Consider the following 16,355-nt stretch of genomic DNA (forward strand, 5'->3'; position numbering starts at 1 on the left):
TGAACACGCCATGGACACCCCCACTACCGCCGGCGAACACCTGCGCCAGCTGCGCCGGCATGCCAAGCTCAGCCAATTGGACCTGGCGCTGATTACAGGCATCTCCCAGCGCCACCTCAGTTGCATCGAAACCGGCCGCGCCAACCCAGGCCAGGGCACCTTGCACAATTTGCTGACGGCACTGGAAACACCTCTGGAGCTGCGCAATAGCGTGTTCCTCGCGGCAGGCTACGCGCCGCGCTATGCCACCACCCCGCTCGTCGCACCCGCTATGACGGCGATACGTGAAGCCGTCAGCCATGTCCTGCACGCCAACAACCCCGCCCCAGCGATCCTGCTGGGCAGCCAGTGGCAAGTGCTGGCCGCCAATACCAGCACCGCCGTGTTATTTGAACTGGTCGGGATCAAGCCGGGTGCGACGGACGGGCTTAACCTGCTGACCACTCTTCTGCAAAAAGGCGGCCTGGGCGACCACCTGATAAACGCCGAAGAAATCCGCACCTTGGCCTGGCAACGAGCCAGCCGCGAGGCGCTGACCAATCCGCAATTGGCAACATTGCTGGCGAGTTTGCCGGTGCCAGCCAACAACGAATTGCCAGAAGAAATGCCGCCGCTGGTACTCACACGTCTCGACTCCACTCGGGGCGAACTGAACTTTCTGTCGACCTTCACCACCTTCGGCATGCCCCAGGACATCACCCTCGCGTCCCTGCGGATCGAACACCTGATTCCCGCTGACGAGGCTACGTGGCAAATCATGCGCGCCGCTTATGCGGACTATGCCGCGCTGGTTTTGTGAAATATCTGTACGTAGACTGCCGCCATACCTCCCACTTGAAGGCGGCGAAAAAAACGTGATGCAAGTTACCGAAGTCTCCATTGCCCAATTGCGCGCTGCGCTGGAAAGCGGCCAGACCACGGCCGTTGAACTGGTCCAGGCGTACCTCGCGCGGATTGATGCCTACGATGGCCCGCAGACCGCCACCGCGCTGAACGCCGTGGTCGTACGCAACCCCCAAGCCTTGAAAGAAGCTGAGGCGTCCGATGCGCGCCGGGCCAAAGGCCAAACCCTGGGGCCACTGGATGGCATTCCCTACACCGCTAAAGACAGTTACTTGGTGAAGGGGCTAACCGCCGCCTCCGGCAGCCCGGCCTTCGCCAAACTCACAGCCCATCGCGACGCCTTCACCATCGAACGCCTGCGCGCCGGCGGCGCCATCTGCCTGGGCAAGACCAACATGCCGCCGATGGCCAACGGAGGCATGCAGCGCGGTGTGTATGGCCGTGCAGAAAGCCCTTACAACGCCGATTACCTGACCGCGCCCTTTGCGTCCGGCTCCTCCAACGGCGCCGGTACCGCAACGGCGGCGAGCTTCGCGGCGTTCGGCCTGGCGGAAGAAACCTGGTCAAGCGGGCGCGGCCCGGCGTCCAACAATGGTTTGTGTGCCTACACGCCCTCGCGTGGGGTGATTTCGGTGCGCGGCAACTGGCCGCTGACGCCGACCATGGATGTGGTGGTGCCTTACGCGCGCACCATGGCCGATTTGCTGGAAGTGCTCGACGTGGTGGTCGCCGAAGACCCCGACACACGTGGCGACCTGTGGCGCCTGCAACCCTGGGTGCCGATCCCGAGCGTGGTCTCGGTGCGCCCGGCGTCTTACGCGGAACTCGCCGTGAGCAGTGAAGCCCTCGCTGGCAAGCGCTTTGGCGTGCCACGCATGTACATCAATGCTGACCCGGCTGCGGGTACCAGTGAAAAGCCCGGCATTGGTGGCCCGACCGGGCAAAAAATCAATACGCGCGCCACGGTGATCGACCTGTGGCAAGCCGCACGTACAGCCCTGGAAGCGGCCGGTGCCGAAGTCATCGAGGTGGATTTCCCGCTGGTGTCCAACTGTGAGGGCGACCGCCCCGGCGCGCCGACCGTGTTCACCCGTGGCCTGGTGTCCAAGGAGTTCCTGCACGACGAGTTGTGGGAGCTGTCGGCCTGGGCGTTTGATGATTTCCTGCGCGCCAACGGCGACCCGACCCTGAACCGCCTGGCGGATGTGGACGGGCCAAAGATCTTCCCTCACGACCCGGGCACCCTGCCCAACCGTGAAGACGACCTGGCCGCCGGCATGGACGAATACGTGCGCATGGCCGAGCGCGGCATCACCCCATGGAACGAGATCAGCACCGTGCCCGACGGCCTGCGCGGCCTGGAGCAAACCCGGCGGCAGGACCTGGAAGACTGGATGGATTCACTGGGGCTGGATGCGGTGCTGTTTCCGACCGTGGCCGACGTGGGCCCGGCGGATGCCGACGTCAACGAAGCGTCCGCTGATATCGCGTGGAGCAACGGCATCTGGGTCGCCAACGGCAACCTCGCCATTCGCCATCTGGGCGTGCCCACCGTCACCGTGCCGATGGGCGTGATGGCGGATATCGGCATGCCAGTGGGGCTGACGTTTGCCGGGCGCGCTTATGATGATTCGGCGTTGTTGCGGTTTGCGGCGGCGTTTGAAGCGACGGGCAGCAAGCGCCAGATTCCACCACGCACACCGCCGTTGTCAGCCGTCTAAACACGGTGTAGAAAATGTGGTAACTGGCTTACCTGCGATAGCGGTGGATCAGTGAAATTGATGCTGGCTGACCCTGCGCCATCGCAGGCAAGCCAGCTCCCACATGGGGTTGTATTTCAAGTCAGGGCAGCAGACTAAACGCGTTCTAAATGTGGGAGCGGGCTTGCTCGCGAATGGGGTGGATCAGTCGCCATATTTGTCACTGACAGTCTGCATTCGCGAGCAAGCCCGCTCCCACATTTGATCGCGTTTCAAGTCGGGGGCAGCAAGCATCCAGATGCCCCAACACACACCACCGTCGCGGAAGACTAAACCCGGTTCAAAAATGTGGGAGCTGGCTTACCTGCTCCCACATTGGCCTGCATTTCAGGTCAGAGGCACAGCAATCAGCAGGATGGCGGTGCCATGAGCGATGATTGCCGGCAACACGCCGTAGCGCATGCGCACCAGTGCACACGCCAACCCTTCAACCAGGGTAAACAGCAACACCGGCCAGCCCAATTGGGTCACGCTCAACGCCAGGAAAGCATGGCACGCCGCAAACGCCACGCCGCTGATCAACGCCGCCCGCAAGGGGGTGACGTGCTGCTCCAGGTAACCCTGCAAAAACCCGCGAAACAACACCTCTTCCAGCGCATTGGCGCCATAGGCCAGCACCACCATACCCGGCAGCCAGACCCAGTAACCATGAATCGCCGCCCCTTCGATGCCCTGGTAAAGCCGCAATGGCACACCGATCAAACATCCCACTGCCAGCCCCACGAGCAGGCCGACGGACGGGTTGCCAACGGTCCAGCGGATCAGCCGCCACAGCTCCGGCGCAAGCCGTGACAGCAGCATGATCAGCACCACCGAAAGCCCGCCCAACACCGCCAACACAAAGGCATTGGCGCTGAACGCGATCTGCACCTCGCGGCTGATCGCCCACATACCCAGCGGCGTCATCACGTCGCGCATCAACACAAAGGCCGCCAGCAGAATCACGATGCGCAGCCCCGTCAGCGACCTGGGCGTGAGTGCAAACCACAGGCCAAACAGCACCAGCCCCGGCGCCAACTGGACACCGTAGTCGGTCAATTCCGCCATGCCTTGAGTGATCATGGACCACTCAGCCGTACGAGACGGCGATCATGTCGATTTCGACCGCCGCCGATTTCGGCAACTGCATCACCCCCACCGACGTACGCGTATGCACCCCCGCGCTGCCAAGGATTTCATGCAGCAGGTCCGACGCACCGTTGGCCACTTCACTCTGTTGATCGAAGTCTTCGGCGCTGCGCACATACACGGTGATACGCGGGATGGCCTTGATCTGGTCCAGCGAACCCAGTGCCTGTTTGAGCAGCCCCAGGCAACGCAGTGCGCTGATACCGGCAGCGATTTGCGCCTGAGCCAGTGTCAGGCTGTCGCCGACCTTGCCGGGCAGCACAATGGCGTCGCCTACCCGCGGAATCTGGCCGCTGAGGTACAGGTGGTTGCCGTCACGGACCAATGGCGTGTAATTGCCACCGACTTTGAATTCGTCCAATTGGTAGCCGATTCGCAGTTGGGCGGCCTGGTATTTTTCATCACGTGTCATGGGTGTGGCTCCTGCTGTCGACGCCGCCATTCATCCACGACATCACCCAGCGTCTTGGGCACATCGTTGCGAATCCAGGCCATGAAAGGCCGATCGAACTTGAACCCTGGACCGCAGTGATCGAGCATGAAACGGCGTACGTTTTGGGTATTTTTATAGTGCGAGGTCACGGGGGTGGCGCGGGTGATGGCGCCGCTGTGCCAGTCAAAATCCATTTTGGCCCTCGGGGCAGTTTGTTATTTGGGCGCTAGCATAGCGATGCGCCATTCGCGCAGGAAGTGGCCGACAACAACAGCGCGATTAAATTAATGTGTTGGGACGTCGTACAAGATCAATAAATGCTTAGAACGCCACACTCACTAATCTTTTCAAGATATTTCGAAATTTCACTTTCCTTCCCCACCCGAAATATTGCATGGTTGTACGACGACTTACTCAGTCGTCACCACCCCCAACAAGAATAAGGAAACACCCATGCAAAAAGTCAAAGTGCTGATCGGTTTTCTGTGCCTGTTCACCGGTTACGTCGCAGCCGCGCCTGCCCCGGCCGAGAAGGATGTGGCCCAAGCGGTCGACCAACTGACCCAAGCCATGCTGCACCTGGACCTCAAACAACTGCACGCGTTGACGTCCGACAAACTCACCTACGGCCACTCCAGCGGCAAGGTGCAGAACAAAGACCAATTCATCGCCGACCTTGAATCCCACACCAGCGCCTTCAAAACCCTCGAAATGCAAAACCAGACCATCACCCTGGACGGCGACACCGCGCTGGTGCGCAACCACTTTCACGCACTGGCCGTGAACAGCGGCGTCGACACGCCAACCGATATCGACAACTTCCAGGTGTGGCAGAAGCAAAAAGGCAAATGGCTGCTGATTGGCCGTCAGGCTTACAAGTACTGATCAGGCCCGACTCACCACTCCACCACCCTGCGCACTTTCAACAGCGCCTCGCGCAAGGCCGGCATGTCTACCGAGCCCAGCGCCAGGCGCAACGCATGGGGTACAAACGCCGAGACCGCAAAGGGCTCGGCGGTGGACACCGCAATATTTTCCCGCTGCAACGTCATTGCGACCTGATCTGCCCGCGCATCTTCCGCCAGGGGCAGCCACAGGAAGTAGGATGACGGGTGGCTGATGTACTCCACCCCCTTCAGCACCTGCGCCGCCAATACTTGCCGAGCCCGCGCATCCTCGCGCTTTTGCGCTTCCAGTTGAGCCACCGTGCCGTCCTCGATCCAGCCTACGGCAATCGCACTCATCACCCCCGGCACGTTCCAGGTGGTCGCCATGATCGTGCGCTCCAACACGCTCACCCACGCAGCCGGCGCCGCGATAAACCCCACCCGCAAGCCCGTCGCCACGTTTTTCGACAGCCCGCCGACATACACCGTGCAGTCCGGCGCCAGGGTGGCGAGCGGCGGTGGCGCGTCGTCGGCGAGGAACGCGTAGGCCGCGTCTTCGATGATCATCAGATGCTGCTGGCGTGCGATGCAAACCAACGCCTCACGCTGGGACAGGCTCATCACCCAGCCCAACGGGTTGTGCAAGGTTGGAATGCTGTACACGGCACGCACCGGGCGTTTGCGGCACAGGGCGCGCAGAAACTCCAGGTCCGGGCCGTCGGGCGTGACCGGGATCGCGACGATTTCCAGATGTAAGGTTTCAGCCAGAACCTTGAAGCCTGAATACGTCAGCGCATCCACGGCGATCACATCCCCGGGCTTGAGCAAAGCCATCATCGTCACTGCCAAACCGTGCTGGGCGCCGCTGACCAACAAAACCCGTTCCGCCTCGACCGTCAGCCCGCGACTCAACAAATGCCGCGCCACCACCGCACGCTCATGCAGGCGACCGGCGTGGGGCTGATAACGCAGCAAGGCTTCAAGGTCACCCGACAGTGCCAATTGGCGCAGGGCCGTGCGCAACAGATCCGCCTGACCGGGCAGCGAGGGATAGTTGAAGTTGAGGTCGAGCATGCCCGTCGCCGGGGTCATCTGCCCACTGCCCTGCCCCGGCGGCAACGCGATCTCGCGCACAAAAGTGCCCCGGCCGGTCTCGCCACTGACCAGGCCCATGGCCTCAAGCTCGGTGTACACCCGGCTCGCGGTGACCAGCGCCAGGCCGTGGTCGGCAGCCAATTGGCGGTGGGTGGGCAAGCGCGTGCCGGGCGACATTGCGCCCGAACGGATGTCTTCGGCAAAAGCGTCGACCAGCGATTTGTAGCGGGCGCGTGGCATAGGCGATGTATCCATGACAATTTTTTGATTGTCCTAATCTTCAACCCTAGGATGCCGGGCACGCAATGTCTCTTTTTCAGGCCTATTCCCATGGAACGCACCTCACGGCTCGGCACGCTCGACAGCAGCACTCAAGGCTGGATCAACGGTTTTATCGGTGTGGTGATTTTCAGCGGCTCATTACCCGCCACACGCTTGGCAGTGATGGAGTTCGACCCGGTGTTTCTCACCATGATCCGCGCCGCCATTGCAGCGGTGCTCGGGATGGGTCTGCTGTGGTTCTTCAAGGAAAAACGTCCGGCGCGCGCGCAGTGGGCGTCCTTGATGATCGTCGCGCTCGGCGTGGTGATCGGCTTTCCCTTGCTCACCGCACTCGCGTTGCAATACGTGACGTCGGCGCACTCCATCGTATTCGTCGGCTTGCTGCCGCTGGCCACCGCACTGTTTGGCGTACTGCGTGGCGGCGAGCGGCCGCGCCCGGTGTTCTGGCTATTTTCGATCCTGGGCAGTGGGTTGGTGATGGGTTACGCCCTCGCCCAAGGCCTGAGCGCCGCGCCCATCGGGGATGTGCTGATGCTGCTGGCGATTCTGGCGTGCGGGCTGGGCTATGCCGAAGGCGCCAAGCTGTCGCGCAGCCTGGGCGGTTGGCAGGTGATTTGCTGGGCGCTGGTGGTGTCGCTGCCGGTGGTGGCGCCCTTGAGCCTGATGCTGGCGCCGTCGAGCTTCACCGGCATCAGCCTGCCCGCGTGGCTGAGTCTGGGATACGTGGCACTGTTCAGCATGCTGATCGGCTTTGTGTTCTGGTACCGCGGCCTGGCCCAGGGTGGGATCGCCGCGGTTGGCCAGTTGCAACTGCTGCAACCCTTCTTCGGCCTGGCGTTGGCGGCGGGCCTGCTGCATGAGCAGGTCAGCCCGGGCATGTTGCTGGTGACGGTCGCGGTGATCGGCTGCGTGGCCGGGGCGAAAAAATTTGCACGTTAGCGTTGTGGCGCGACCATCTTGAATTTGATGTTGATGTCGTTGGACACCACGCTGTTGCCCGCCCATTCGCCTTCGCCGATCTTGAAGTCGTCGCGCTTGAGGATCAGCTCGCCGTCGAACACGCCGATGCCGCTTTGCTCCTTGAGCACCACATCCACATCCACCGGCCGCGTGGTGCCTTTGATGGTCAGGTTGCCGCTGATTTTGTAGCGGTTGTCGCCCAGCGCCTTGACGCCGGTGGACTCATACACGCCCACCGGGAAGGTCGCAGTATCGAACCAGGAAGCGCGTTGCAGCTCGTCGTTGGCGTCGGGGCTGCCCGCATCGATGCTCGCCAGCTGGATCTTGAGCAGCGCATGCCCGGCCTCGGGCTTTTGCGTGTCAAACGTCAGCGTGCCTTCAAAATCGCTGAAGGTGCCATACACACGCTGGCCCAATTGTTTGTAGGTAAAGCTGATCTGGCTGGCGGTACGGTTGACGTCCTTGTACTCCACCGCCTGCGCGCTGGTGCAAAAGCCGAGAAGGATGGCCAGGTAAACGAGAGGCTTCATGCAACGCTCCATATAGGGCAGGAAACAGGTACTGAGCTAACACCCCATCCCACGGATTTATTCCCATCCGGCCCGTGGCCTGCTAAACAGAGTAGTCGCCCCACAACAATAAGGACGCTGCATGCACACCCCTGCCCTACAGGACATCACCGCGCCGGAAGGCGTCTGCTACGGCTGCGGAAGCAGCAACCCCCATGGCCTGCACATCAAGAGTCATTGGGATGAAGACCGCGTTCACCTGATCGCCGAGCACCAACCGCAACCTCACTACAGCGGCTGGCCCGACCTGGTTTACGGCGGCCTGATCGCCATGCTGGTGGACTGCCACTCCAACTGGACCGCCATGGCTTATCACTATCAAGCCGAGAACCGCGAACCCGGCAGCTTGCCGCGCATCGACTGCGTCACCGGCAACCTCGGCATCAAATTCATCAAACCGACGCCCATGGGTGTTCCACTGACCTTGCGCGCGCGGGTTGAAGGCGACGTAGGACGCAAAACCCGCGTGGTCTGCGAGGTGTACGCAGGTGACGTACTCACCGCGATCGGCGACTCACTATTCGTACGCGTCGACACCCGGCAATTGTCAGACGCCGCCCATGGCCGCGAGGGCTGAACCTGGTCTACATTGATGGCCACCGCTAATCGAGGATTGCACCGATGACTCGTCTTACCGCGAAAGACTTTGCCCCCGAACTGCTGGAACTCTACGACGGCTACGCCCACGGCAAGATCAACCGCCGCGAATTTCTCGACCGCGCCGCGCTGTTCACCTTCGGCGGCCTCACTGCCACGGCGCTGCTCGCGTCCCTGAGCCCCAACTACGCGCTGGCCGAACAAGTCAAATTCACCGACCCGGACATCATCGCCGACTACATCACCTACCCTTCGCCAAAAGGCAACGGCACCATACGCGCCTACCTCGTGCGCCCGGCCAAAGCCGCCGGTAAATTACCCGCCGTGGTGGTGGTGCACGAAAACCGCGGCCTGAACCCCTACATCGAAGACGTCGCCCGACGCCTGGCTAAAGCCGGCTTCATCGCCCTGGCACCCGACGGCTTGACCTCCGTCGGCGGCTACCCCGGCAACGATGAAAAAGGCGTGGAACTGCAACAAAAAGTCGACCCCGAAAAACTTATGAACGACTTCTTCGCCGCCATCGAATGGCTGATGCACCACGACAGCAGCACCGGCAAAGTCGGGATTACCGGCTTCTGCTACGGCGGCGGCGTGACCAATGCGGCGGCGGTGGCCTATCCGGAATTGGGCGCGGCAGTGTCGTTTTATGGTCGGCAACCGGACGCCAAGGACGTGCCGCGCATCAAGGCGCCAATCATGCTGCATTACGGCGAGCTGGATACGCGGATCAATGAGGGCTGGCCGCCGTACGAGAAGGCGTTGAAGGCGGCGGGTACGACGTATGAGGCGTATATCTACAAGGGCGCCAACCACGGATTTCATAATGATTCGACGCCACGCTATGACGAAGCGGCGGCGAATCTGGCGTGGGAAAGGACGTTGGGTTGGTTCAACAAATACCTGGCCTGACGGTTATCTAACTGCCTTGATCGTTCCCACGCTCTGCGTGGGAATGCCGCCCTGGACGCTCCGCGTCCTGCTGTTCGCGGAGGGTTAGAGTCATGCGCAAGGTGACACAGAGCGTCACACGGAGCATTCCCACGCAGAGCGTGGGAACGATCGGCGTCAGTTAAGGCTGGTCCAAGCCTGCTCCCACATGAGTCCTGTATCGCCTGCTCGACACCGATTGTTAAAGGCCAGCAATCCATATCCCTTTAACTTGCAGGAAGTTTCCTAGACAATCCTTTGGCCTTGCGCCTGCTGACTCCACTGGCTAGCCTTCGCTCCGTCGCTGCACATCAGCGATCGGGTGTGGAAACCTGGAACTTCAGTAGGCGCCAAGCGCCAGCACCATCAGACCGATGTCGGCGTTTTTTTTCGCCTTCGGAACGTTATATGGCGGCTGTACGTGGGCAGACTTTGGTCTGGTCGGGTCCTACTGTCCGGCTTTCCACCCTGCGTATAGCTGCCACCCTCTGTCGTGTGGAAACGACGAGGATGGCTTCCATTTTCAGTAGGAGCTTATCCATGAACAAAATCGTCCCCGACCCACCCCACGTTGTTATCGACCGCAAAGTATTTGAGCGCGCCTTGGGCCACTATCTGCAACCCGCCTCACCGCCTTCCTTAGCTGCGCATCAAGACCTCAGCTTCGAAGACGCCCTAGCCCAAATCTGCGACCTGCTGCGCTGTGCTGCGGCCACCGCAACCGAAACACTCCCAGGCCTGACCGGTGATCAGCGCCAAATGGCCGGTGCCACCGCGCACCTGATCGACATGGCCCGCACACTCGCCGACCGTGCACTGGATTGCGTCCAACCCACTGCCTAACCAACACACCTGACACGACACAAACCAAATGTGGGAGCTGGCTTGCCTGCGATGGCGGTGGATCAGTCAGCTTTTTGCTTACAGATACACTGCTATCGCAGGCAAGCCAGCTCCCACAATAAATTCTTCTGTGTTTGCCAGATCAATGTTCCAGCGCAGATAGCCAGCAATAATTGAGATAGCCCTGCTCGAGGCAGGGAAGACAGAGCCTGGCCACGGTTAAGAACACTGTGGGTTTCACCCATTTTTTACCATTTATCTAAAGTAGCCGCATTCGACTGGACGGTACCCGGATGCATCCAGCTTGGCCGTAGCAGGAAGTCAACCTTCGGGCTCGGACGTATGCCCAGCTTGAGTACTCACCCCAAATAATCGGTCAGCTATCTGCCGACCCCGCGCTTGGCCTTCCGCCGTCAACCAAATCGATTTGTTCTTGTTTACCGGATCACTGATCAAACCCTGTTCATGCAGTCGATTCATGACCTCGAAGTCAAACCCTTTCCAGCTATTTCCGTGGTCGAAACTGAAGGCCGCCAGCAACGCAAGTACGGCGTCTTCAATCAGTTTTTCGTCGTATTCCATGATCGTTGCTCCGCTCAAGAAAACTGACAAACAGGGGACAGATTTATTTTAAGTAAAAAGATGACCTAAAAATCAAATAAATCTGTCCCCTTTTCCCCGTAGTTCCGCACGTACGGATCTGTACGGGGGGGGGCAGGTAAATGCCATCCCTACCGCGACAATTTGAGCTAGATCGCCTCAACCTTTCTACATTGAGCAATCTCGGGCAATGCTTGATCGGCAGAGACTTGATTCAGTTGCCACTTCAGCTCTACCGCAACAGCATTGAATCGGTGTGCCTCCACTCTCTTGCCCCTGGATGTGAGGCTGACGTAGGAGGCGCCTGAGCTTTGGACTTCAACCATAGTGGTGGTGGTGCCGCTCTCAAGATTGGAGTTCCCCAGAATTCCAGCTTTCCATTTCTGAGTGATTGTGTGCTCACCTGGTGCTACAGGCACGGCTATGTAGCCACCGTTCTCTAGCGACGCTATCTGCTTTCCATCCAAGGAAATCAAGGCGGACATCAGGCCCATATCGTAGTTACTGGGCCTGTAGATGTAGATCACACCGTGTTGTGAGTCCACGTTTTCAAGCGGCGTAAATTTTGGTCCTGTCATCGTGCAGGAGCTGATGAGCACGAACCAGACAAATGCTGAGATCTTCCATACCCTAGCCATAACCGCTCCATTTTGAATAAGCAAAAACAGAAAAATGGTACAGATTTATTTAAGTAAAAATATCGACTAAAACAAAATAGATCCGTCCCATTTTTTTCTCGCCCCTTTTTTCTTTTAGTTTTCTAGTTCTTCTTCAGAAACTACAATCGGGGACCTATGACACGTCTTTTCTTCAACAAACCATGCCTCTCGGGATTAAAGTTTTCTGGCCATATAGTTACGCTATCGTATATGGCCCCCTGAAGCTTACACTTACCCAACCCATGAGCGTTGACGTCCGCCCCAGAAAATTCTGCGCCTCGAAAGTCTGCCCCTTCTACATTTGCCCCTTTTAAAACTGCCAAGCTTAAATCTACATTAGTAAAGTCAGAATACATTAGCAACGATTCGGAAAGGTCAGCCCCCCTCATTTTAGACCCTATTAATATCGCATTAACCAGTGAGGTATTTTTCATTCTTACATTATTCAGTACAGAAAAATAAAAAACTGAATTCCTTAAATCACAACCAGCAAAATCGGCCCCACTAAAATCCAAACCCTCAAATATCGCACGATGAAAACCAATACCTTTAAGATCCGCACCGATAAAACTTGCAATAGGAAGCTCTATGTTGTCGCCCGTCTCAAATTCTACTGTAATCATCTGTTATCCCAGTCCAAGAATAAAGGGAACAGATTTATTTTGATCTAAAAAACCGACTGAAAATCAAATAAACTCGTCCCCTTTTTCTTTTTTTGCGCTAACTAATCAGCGACTATTTTCCGTACCAAGGTTGCAACTTCAGACCTAAGCATTTCATCATCAAATTCATACTCTTCTCTTGATTCATTTGGCTCGTACATATCCGCCGCGCAAAAAATACTAAACAAACACTCGCTCAACGGAGGTTCATCAAGCTTAAGGATATTCCTATCTCGCTCAATTTTCCAAAGCTCAATGTACGCTTCAGAAAAAACCTCAGAACTCAGCCTCCCCGCTACATATGACCGCGCAAATTCCAAGATAGTAAGACTCATCGCAGAACTCCATTCTTAATAAAGTTATCAAACTGCTGAGTTCCCGGCGCCAGCTTAAAGCCAGTCACAAAATTTCCTGATGCGTCGAGAACAACAGCGTTGTTGGTGGTCGAATTAAAGAATACTTTGGAGTCTTTTACAAAACCGTATGTACCTTTCTGAGTCGTAGAAGTGGAACCCATGTGGGTTTTGATTGCAGACTCATACAGGGCAAGAGTTTCAGGGTTTTTCTTCGTGGTTACCACTCCAAAATCAGAAGCATGCTTGAATTTTTTATCAAGCTGCTTCTGGGTCACACTAGTTAATGCCTCAGCAACACTATTACCTTTTAGATCAACGCCCCCCTTAACAACATCCGCCCCCACACCACGAGGCTCACCACCTACGTATTTCTGCCAGTCAGCATGGTAGGGATTGGCTCTCATGTCATCAGAGATGGTAGTGATTCCGCCAGAAACTTTTTTGCCACCGGACGCTGAGAGCTGTCTCGAGAGACCCTCCACCAAATCAGCAGACTCAGCAACCTTCCCTTCCAGATACAGCTTTTTTGCCTTACCCAGGACTTTCTGAGCAGCGTCACCAAACCCAGGAATCACTCCGATGCTTGCCATCGCATAATCGAACGGATCCTTGGCTTCCGAGAATGCCTTTATGTCGCCATAAACAGGGATAAAGTCTGAACCGAACTCAGCAAGCCCCTTTGCTAGTCGTGCTGTCTGTGCCGCGGCGAAGGGGTTATTTGTCTCCTTGATGCTGCGAAGCTCAGACTCGATTGAGTAAGCGGCAAGCTCCTTGTTTTGCGCCACTTCCTTTGCCTGCTCTTTTGCCTCAGGACCGAATCTTGCGACCACAAGGCTCCGGGCGGCCTCTTCGGCTTTTTGCCGTAAAGCGCCACAAGTGCTGCCCGCGCCGTTAGAGGTGCAAGCCGCTTTCAGTTCAAGATCACGGAGTTTGTCCAGATTATCCAAAGCGTCTGCACGACCGCAGGCAGCTTTATCCCCTCCCTGGCACTCTTTCTTGGCGTCCCAACGCTCCTGGTTTTCCTGGTGATTAAGGTAGTTGTACTGAGTTGCGTTTTGCGCAACCCAAGCCCCCTTCTCCAACTTCGCCGCATCCGCATCCTTCTGCCCCGCTGCCGCCAGCACGCCGACGATCTGCGAACTCATCGTCAGCAATTCCTCATTGCCTTTGACCAACGCATTCAGATGAGTGACCAGCGCCTCATTCGCACCTGCCGCCAATGCGCCGGTTTTGAAATCGCCGCCTGTGGCTTCCGCCAACAACCCACCGACCATCGCATGAATTGCGATTTTCGGTGCCGAGCCATCGGCGATTACATTTTCGGTGTAATTGCCCACCAAGTTGAAACTGGCGGCCGCCAAGGTATTGAACAGGGCGCTCTTCAGCGCATCGCTGGCGCTACCACCTTGGCCAAGGGCCTTGCTTAGCAGCATGGATGTGCCGCTTTGCAATGTCTGGTTGGCGGCAAATTTACCGACACCGCCCCACGTGTTCAGAAGGCCAGGTGTGGTGATTTTCCCAGTGGTGCTGTTTACCTGGGTACCGGTCCAGTCACCAAAATATGCCGCCGTCAGGCCCGCCGTAACACCTGAGATCACATACCCCTTCATGGCATCCGAAGAGGTCACATCCTTGAGTACCGCCCCCAGGTTGCCGCGATTATTGATAACACTGACTGTTGCGTTGGTTGCAGCTCCAGAAGCGACAGCACCAAGCGCCGCGCCGGTAACGGTCCCTCCGGTCAGTCCGGCCGCCAACGGCCCAACCACCGCCGCCATCACAATCGCAATAATGATCTGCGACGCCGGCCCCAATCCCGAGTTGTTGTACTTGAAGCTGTCATGAATCTCCTTGACCTGCCTCCAGTCCACATCACCCCGCGCTTCGGCTTCCTTGATCCAGGCCAACTGAGGGTCGGCTTTAACCATCGCATCAATGGACTGGCTGACGGTCTGCTGATTGACCTGCTTGACGTCGATCTTCAGGCCTTCCACCGCCTTGATCGCGATGTTGCCTTCAGCAACCATCTGCGTCTGGCGCAGAGTTTCGTCAGTGTTGCCTTTGCCTTTGGAGGACACCCAGAAGGCATTGTCATTGCTCTTCTCATGACTCTCCTGCCGCAAATCCATCACCGCCTCAAACGTCACCGCCCCACCACTGACAATCGCAATATCCCCGCCACTGTCGAGCTTCGCCGCTTGATACTTCTGATCCCCACCACTCTCCAGCGTCAGGTCACCCCCGGTCTTGATCTCGCTCCCGACATTCTTCACATCGGTCGCTTCATCACGCTGGGTCTTCTTGCTGCCCCACCCGCCCTTCTTGTTCATGTCATACAACGAGTAATTGCTGTCTTGCGCCGCCAGCAATTGCAGTTCGTTGTCGGCATGCACATAAGCTTCGTTGCCCGCGCTGATCTTGCTGGCAATCAGGGTCAGGTCGGTGCCGGCGATGGCGATGAGGTCGCCGCCGGCTTTGAGTTCGGCGCTTTGTTGGGTGACTTTGTCGAGTTGGGTGGTGGTTTTGGTGTCGCCTTTTTTGCCTTTGGAATACTCGTGTTCTTCATTGGCGGCGGCGGACAGGGTCAGGCTTTCACCGGCCTTGGCGCTGAGGTCTTTGGCGGCGCTGACGGTGCTGGCGATCACGGCGATGTCGCGGCGGGCGTCAATCGCCAGGTTGCCGCCGACGTCCACGGCGGAGGTGTGTTGCAGCGTGGTTTGATCGGTGCCCTTGACGCGTCGGCGCTGGTAGGCGTAGTCGTCCTGTTCGGTCTGGCTGGCGATCACCACGTCACGCCCGGCAGTCACGCTGGCGTTGCCGCCGGCTTTGAGGTGGCTGCCGACGTTGATGACGTCGCGCCCGGCGTTGAGCTTAAGGGTATCGGTGGCCTCGAAACGTGACGCCTCGCTGGTCACGTCGTTACGCAGTTGATAGCCCTCGCCTTCCTGATTGAAGGTGGTGACGGTGCGCTCGTTGATGATGTCGCCGGTCACGGCGGTGGCGCTGATGTCGCGGCCGGTGACGATGCCGCCACGGGTGTTGCGGATCGAGTCGGTGGCGAGCATTTCCAGGCGGTTGCCGGCGCGATAGTGTTGGCTATTTGATGCCTTGCGCGTCTTTACGCTGAGGGCTTATAGTCCGCCGGTCGCCCACATGGCGATTCAGGTTTGGCGACCTGACGGTAGAGAATGCGCAAGCTGACGGCTTTTTTGCAGACACTTGTGCGCCCGCAAAGTCGTTTTATGACGGCTGTGCGCGGGAGACCTTAGGGTCTGCCGGTTTTCTCTACTGCCGGTTCGCCAACCTGCGTACAGCTGTCACCCATACGTTTGGCGACGTTTGAGTGATGGCATCAATCACTTAAGTAGAGAGTTATAAAATGACCCGATACATGCCTCTGACAGGCCACGATTCAACCATACCCGCGCTGGTTATCGACACGCAAGCCCCTCTTGATGTTCTCTATGACGCCGCTGCTTACCGTATTCGTGCAGTGACTCAGTTTTTGGAAAATCTCGCATTTCGAGAGGAAATCAGCAGTGATGCGATTGTGCTTCACGACTTTGCGCTGTTGTTAGCCATTCCATTGCGTGATGGTTGCGATCTCATGGATGTAATTGGTCGAAGGTTGACTTCGCAAGCATTATAAATAAACGTGGGCGGCTTAGAGCCGCCCAATCTGGTTTAGCTCAGAGCCCAAATACAAAAAATAAAAGTCAGTTATTAAAGAGCAACATTCAAATGTCTCTGA

17 protein-coding genes and 1 pseudogene are annotated in these 16,355 nt (G+C 57.8%); 8 read left to right on the top strand and 10 right to left on the bottom strand.

All coding sequences use genetic code 11. From position 1 onward, the window contains the following. The first annotated feature begins 10 nt into the window (after nt 1–10). Nucleotides 11–799 carry a helix-turn-helix domain-containing protein gene (locus BFW87_RS27175; protein ID WP_078742797.1) on the top strand — a complete coding sequence of 263 codons (789 nt, stop codon included), beginning with the start codon at nt 11–13 and terminating at the stop codon, nt 797–799. 55 nt (nt 800–854) lie between these two features. Beyond that, nucleotides 855–2,564: an amidase gene (locus tag BFW87_RS27180; protein WP_078742798.1), complete on the top strand. Its 1,710-nt coding sequence runs from the start codon at nt 855–857 to the stop codon at nt 2,562–2,564. A 366-nt stretch (nt 2,565–2,930) separates the two neighbouring features. Here BFW87_RS27180 and BFW87_RS27185 read toward each other — a convergent pair whose 3' ends face one another. Genes BFW87_RS27185 through BFW87_RS27195 form a run of 3 tightly spaced genes read right to left on the bottom strand, consistent with a single transcriptional unit; the run spans nt 2,931 to nt 4,358 of the window. Beyond that, nucleotides 2,931–3,665: a CPBP family intramembrane glutamic endopeptidase gene (locus BFW87_RS27185; protein ID WP_078742799.1), complete on the bottom strand. Its 735-nt coding sequence runs from the start codon at nt 3,663–3,665 to the stop codon at nt 2,931–2,933. Nucleotides 3,666–3,672: 7 nt separating this feature from the next. Next, the gene (locus BFW87_RS27190; protein WP_078742800.1) at nt 3,673–4,143 is read right to left on the bottom strand and encodes a RidA family protein; all 471 of its coding nucleotides are present in this window, start codon (nt 4,141–4,143) and stop codon (nt 3,673–3,675) included. After that, on the bottom strand, nt 4,140–4,358 hold the full coding sequence (locus BFW87_RS27195) for a DUF6434 domain-containing protein (RefSeq protein ID WP_078742801.1): 219 nt from the start codon (nt 4,356–4,358) through the stop codon (nt 4,140–4,142). The genes BFW87_RS27190 and BFW87_RS27195 overlap by 4 nt, the downstream gene beginning before the upstream one ends. A 259-nt stretch (nt 4,359–4,617) precedes the next feature. On the opposite strand from BFW87_RS27195, the gene BFW87_RS27200 reads away from it, so the two are divergent. Further along, complete coding sequence (locus BFW87_RS27200) at nt 4,618–5,049, top strand: nuclear transport factor 2 family protein (RefSeq protein ID WP_078742802.1); 432 nt, start codon at nt 4,618–4,620, stop codon at nt 5,047–5,049. 11 nt (nt 5,050–5,060) lie between these two features. On the opposite strand, the gene BFW87_RS27205 is transcribed toward BFW87_RS27200, so the two are convergent. Further along, nucleotides 5,061–6,386, bottom strand: a complete 1,326-nt coding sequence (locus BFW87_RS27205; RefSeq protein WP_078742803.1) for a PLP-dependent aminotransferase family protein — start codon at nt 6,384–6,386, stop codon at nt 5,061–5,063. A 90-nt stretch (nt 6,387–6,476) separates the two neighbouring features. Between BFW87_RS27205 and BFW87_RS27210 the strand changes: the two genes are divergently transcribed. Continuing rightward, the gene (locus tag BFW87_RS27210; RefSeq protein WP_078742804.1) at nt 6,477–7,367 is read left to right on the top strand and encodes a DMT family transporter; all 891 of its coding nucleotides are present in this window, start codon (nt 6,477–6,479) and stop codon (nt 7,365–7,367) included. Here the strand turns inward: BFW87_RS27210 and BFW87_RS27215 are convergent. Continuing rightward, nucleotides 7,364–7,918, bottom strand: coding sequence for a YceI family protein (locus BFW87_RS27215; RefSeq protein ID WP_078742805.1), 555 nt, complete (start codon nt 7,916–7,918; stop codon nt 7,364–7,366). The genes BFW87_RS27210 and BFW87_RS27215 overlap by 4 nt on opposite strands. 121 nt (nt 7,919–8,039) lie before the next feature. On the opposite strand from BFW87_RS27215, the gene BFW87_RS27220 reads away from it, so the two are divergent. The 3 genes from BFW87_RS27220 (at nt 8,040) to BFW87_RS27235 (ending at nt 10,327) form a co-directional block, all read left to right on the top strand. Beyond that, nucleotides 8,040–8,534: a PaaI family thioesterase gene (locus BFW87_RS27220; protein WP_078742806.1), complete on the top strand. Its 495-nt coding sequence runs from the start codon at nt 8,040–8,042 to the stop codon at nt 8,532–8,534. A gap of 44 nt (nt 8,535–8,578) precedes the next feature. After that, on the top strand, nt 8,579–9,466 hold the full coding sequence (yghX, locus tag BFW87_RS27225; RefSeq protein WP_078742807.1) for a YghX family hydrolase: 888 nt from the start codon (nt 8,579–8,581) through the stop codon (nt 9,464–9,466). Between the two features lie 558 nt (nt 9,467–10,024). Further along, nucleotides 10,025–10,327, top strand: coding sequence for a DUF6124 family protein (locus BFW87_RS27235; protein ID WP_254865961.1), 303 nt, complete (start codon nt 10,025–10,027; stop codon nt 10,325–10,327). Nucleotides 10,328–10,648: 321 nt separating this feature from the next. Here the strand turns inward: BFW87_RS27235 and BFW87_RS27240 are convergent, their stop codons facing one another. The 5 genes and pseudogenes from BFW87_RS27240 to BFW87_RS27260 form a co-directional block, all read right to left on the bottom strand. Beyond that, the gene (locus BFW87_RS27240) at nt 10,649–10,909 is read right to left on the bottom strand and encodes a DUF6429 family protein (RefSeq protein WP_078742808.1); all 261 of its coding nucleotides are present in this window, start codon (nt 10,907–10,909) and stop codon (nt 10,649–10,651) included. Nucleotides 10,910–11,076: 167 nt separating this feature from the next. Further along, entirely contained in the window at nt 11,077–11,565 is a 489-nt protein-coding gene (locus tag BFW87_RS27245) for a DUF2846 domain-containing protein (protein ID WP_078742809.1), read from the bottom strand. A 140-nt stretch (nt 11,566–11,705) separates the two neighbouring features. Continuing rightward, entirely contained in the window at nt 11,706–12,209 is a 504-nt protein-coding gene (locus tag BFW87_RS27250; RefSeq protein WP_078742810.1) for a pentapeptide repeat-containing protein, read from the bottom strand. Between the two features lie 101 nt (nt 12,210–12,310). Further along, on the bottom strand, nt 12,311–12,583 hold the full coding sequence (locus BFW87_RS27255; RefSeq protein WP_078742811.1) for a colicin immunity domain-containing protein: 273 nt from the start codon (nt 12,581–12,583) through the stop codon (nt 12,311–12,313). Beyond that, a pseudogene (locus tag BFW87_RS27260) lies at nt 12,580–15,705 on the bottom strand (DUF637 domain-containing protein); the annotation flags it as partial. The gene BFW87_RS27255 and the pseudogene BFW87_RS27260, both read right to left, overlap by 4 nt. A gap of 278 nt (nt 15,706–15,983) precedes the next feature. Here BFW87_RS27260 and BFW87_RS27265 point away from each other — a divergent pair. Continuing rightward, the gene (locus BFW87_RS27265; RefSeq protein ID WP_078742813.1) at nt 15,984–16,253 is read left to right on the top strand and encodes a hypothetical protein; all 270 of its coding nucleotides are present in this window, start codon (nt 15,984–15,986) and stop codon (nt 16,251–16,253) included. Nucleotides 16,254–16,355: the final 102 nt, after the last annotated feature.

It is taken from the genome of Pseudomonas fluorescens, from assembly GCF_002022275.1.
GTDB lineage: Bacteria > Pseudomonadota > Gammaproteobacteria > Pseudomonadales > Pseudomonadaceae > Aquipseudomonas > Aquipseudomonas fluorescens_AJ.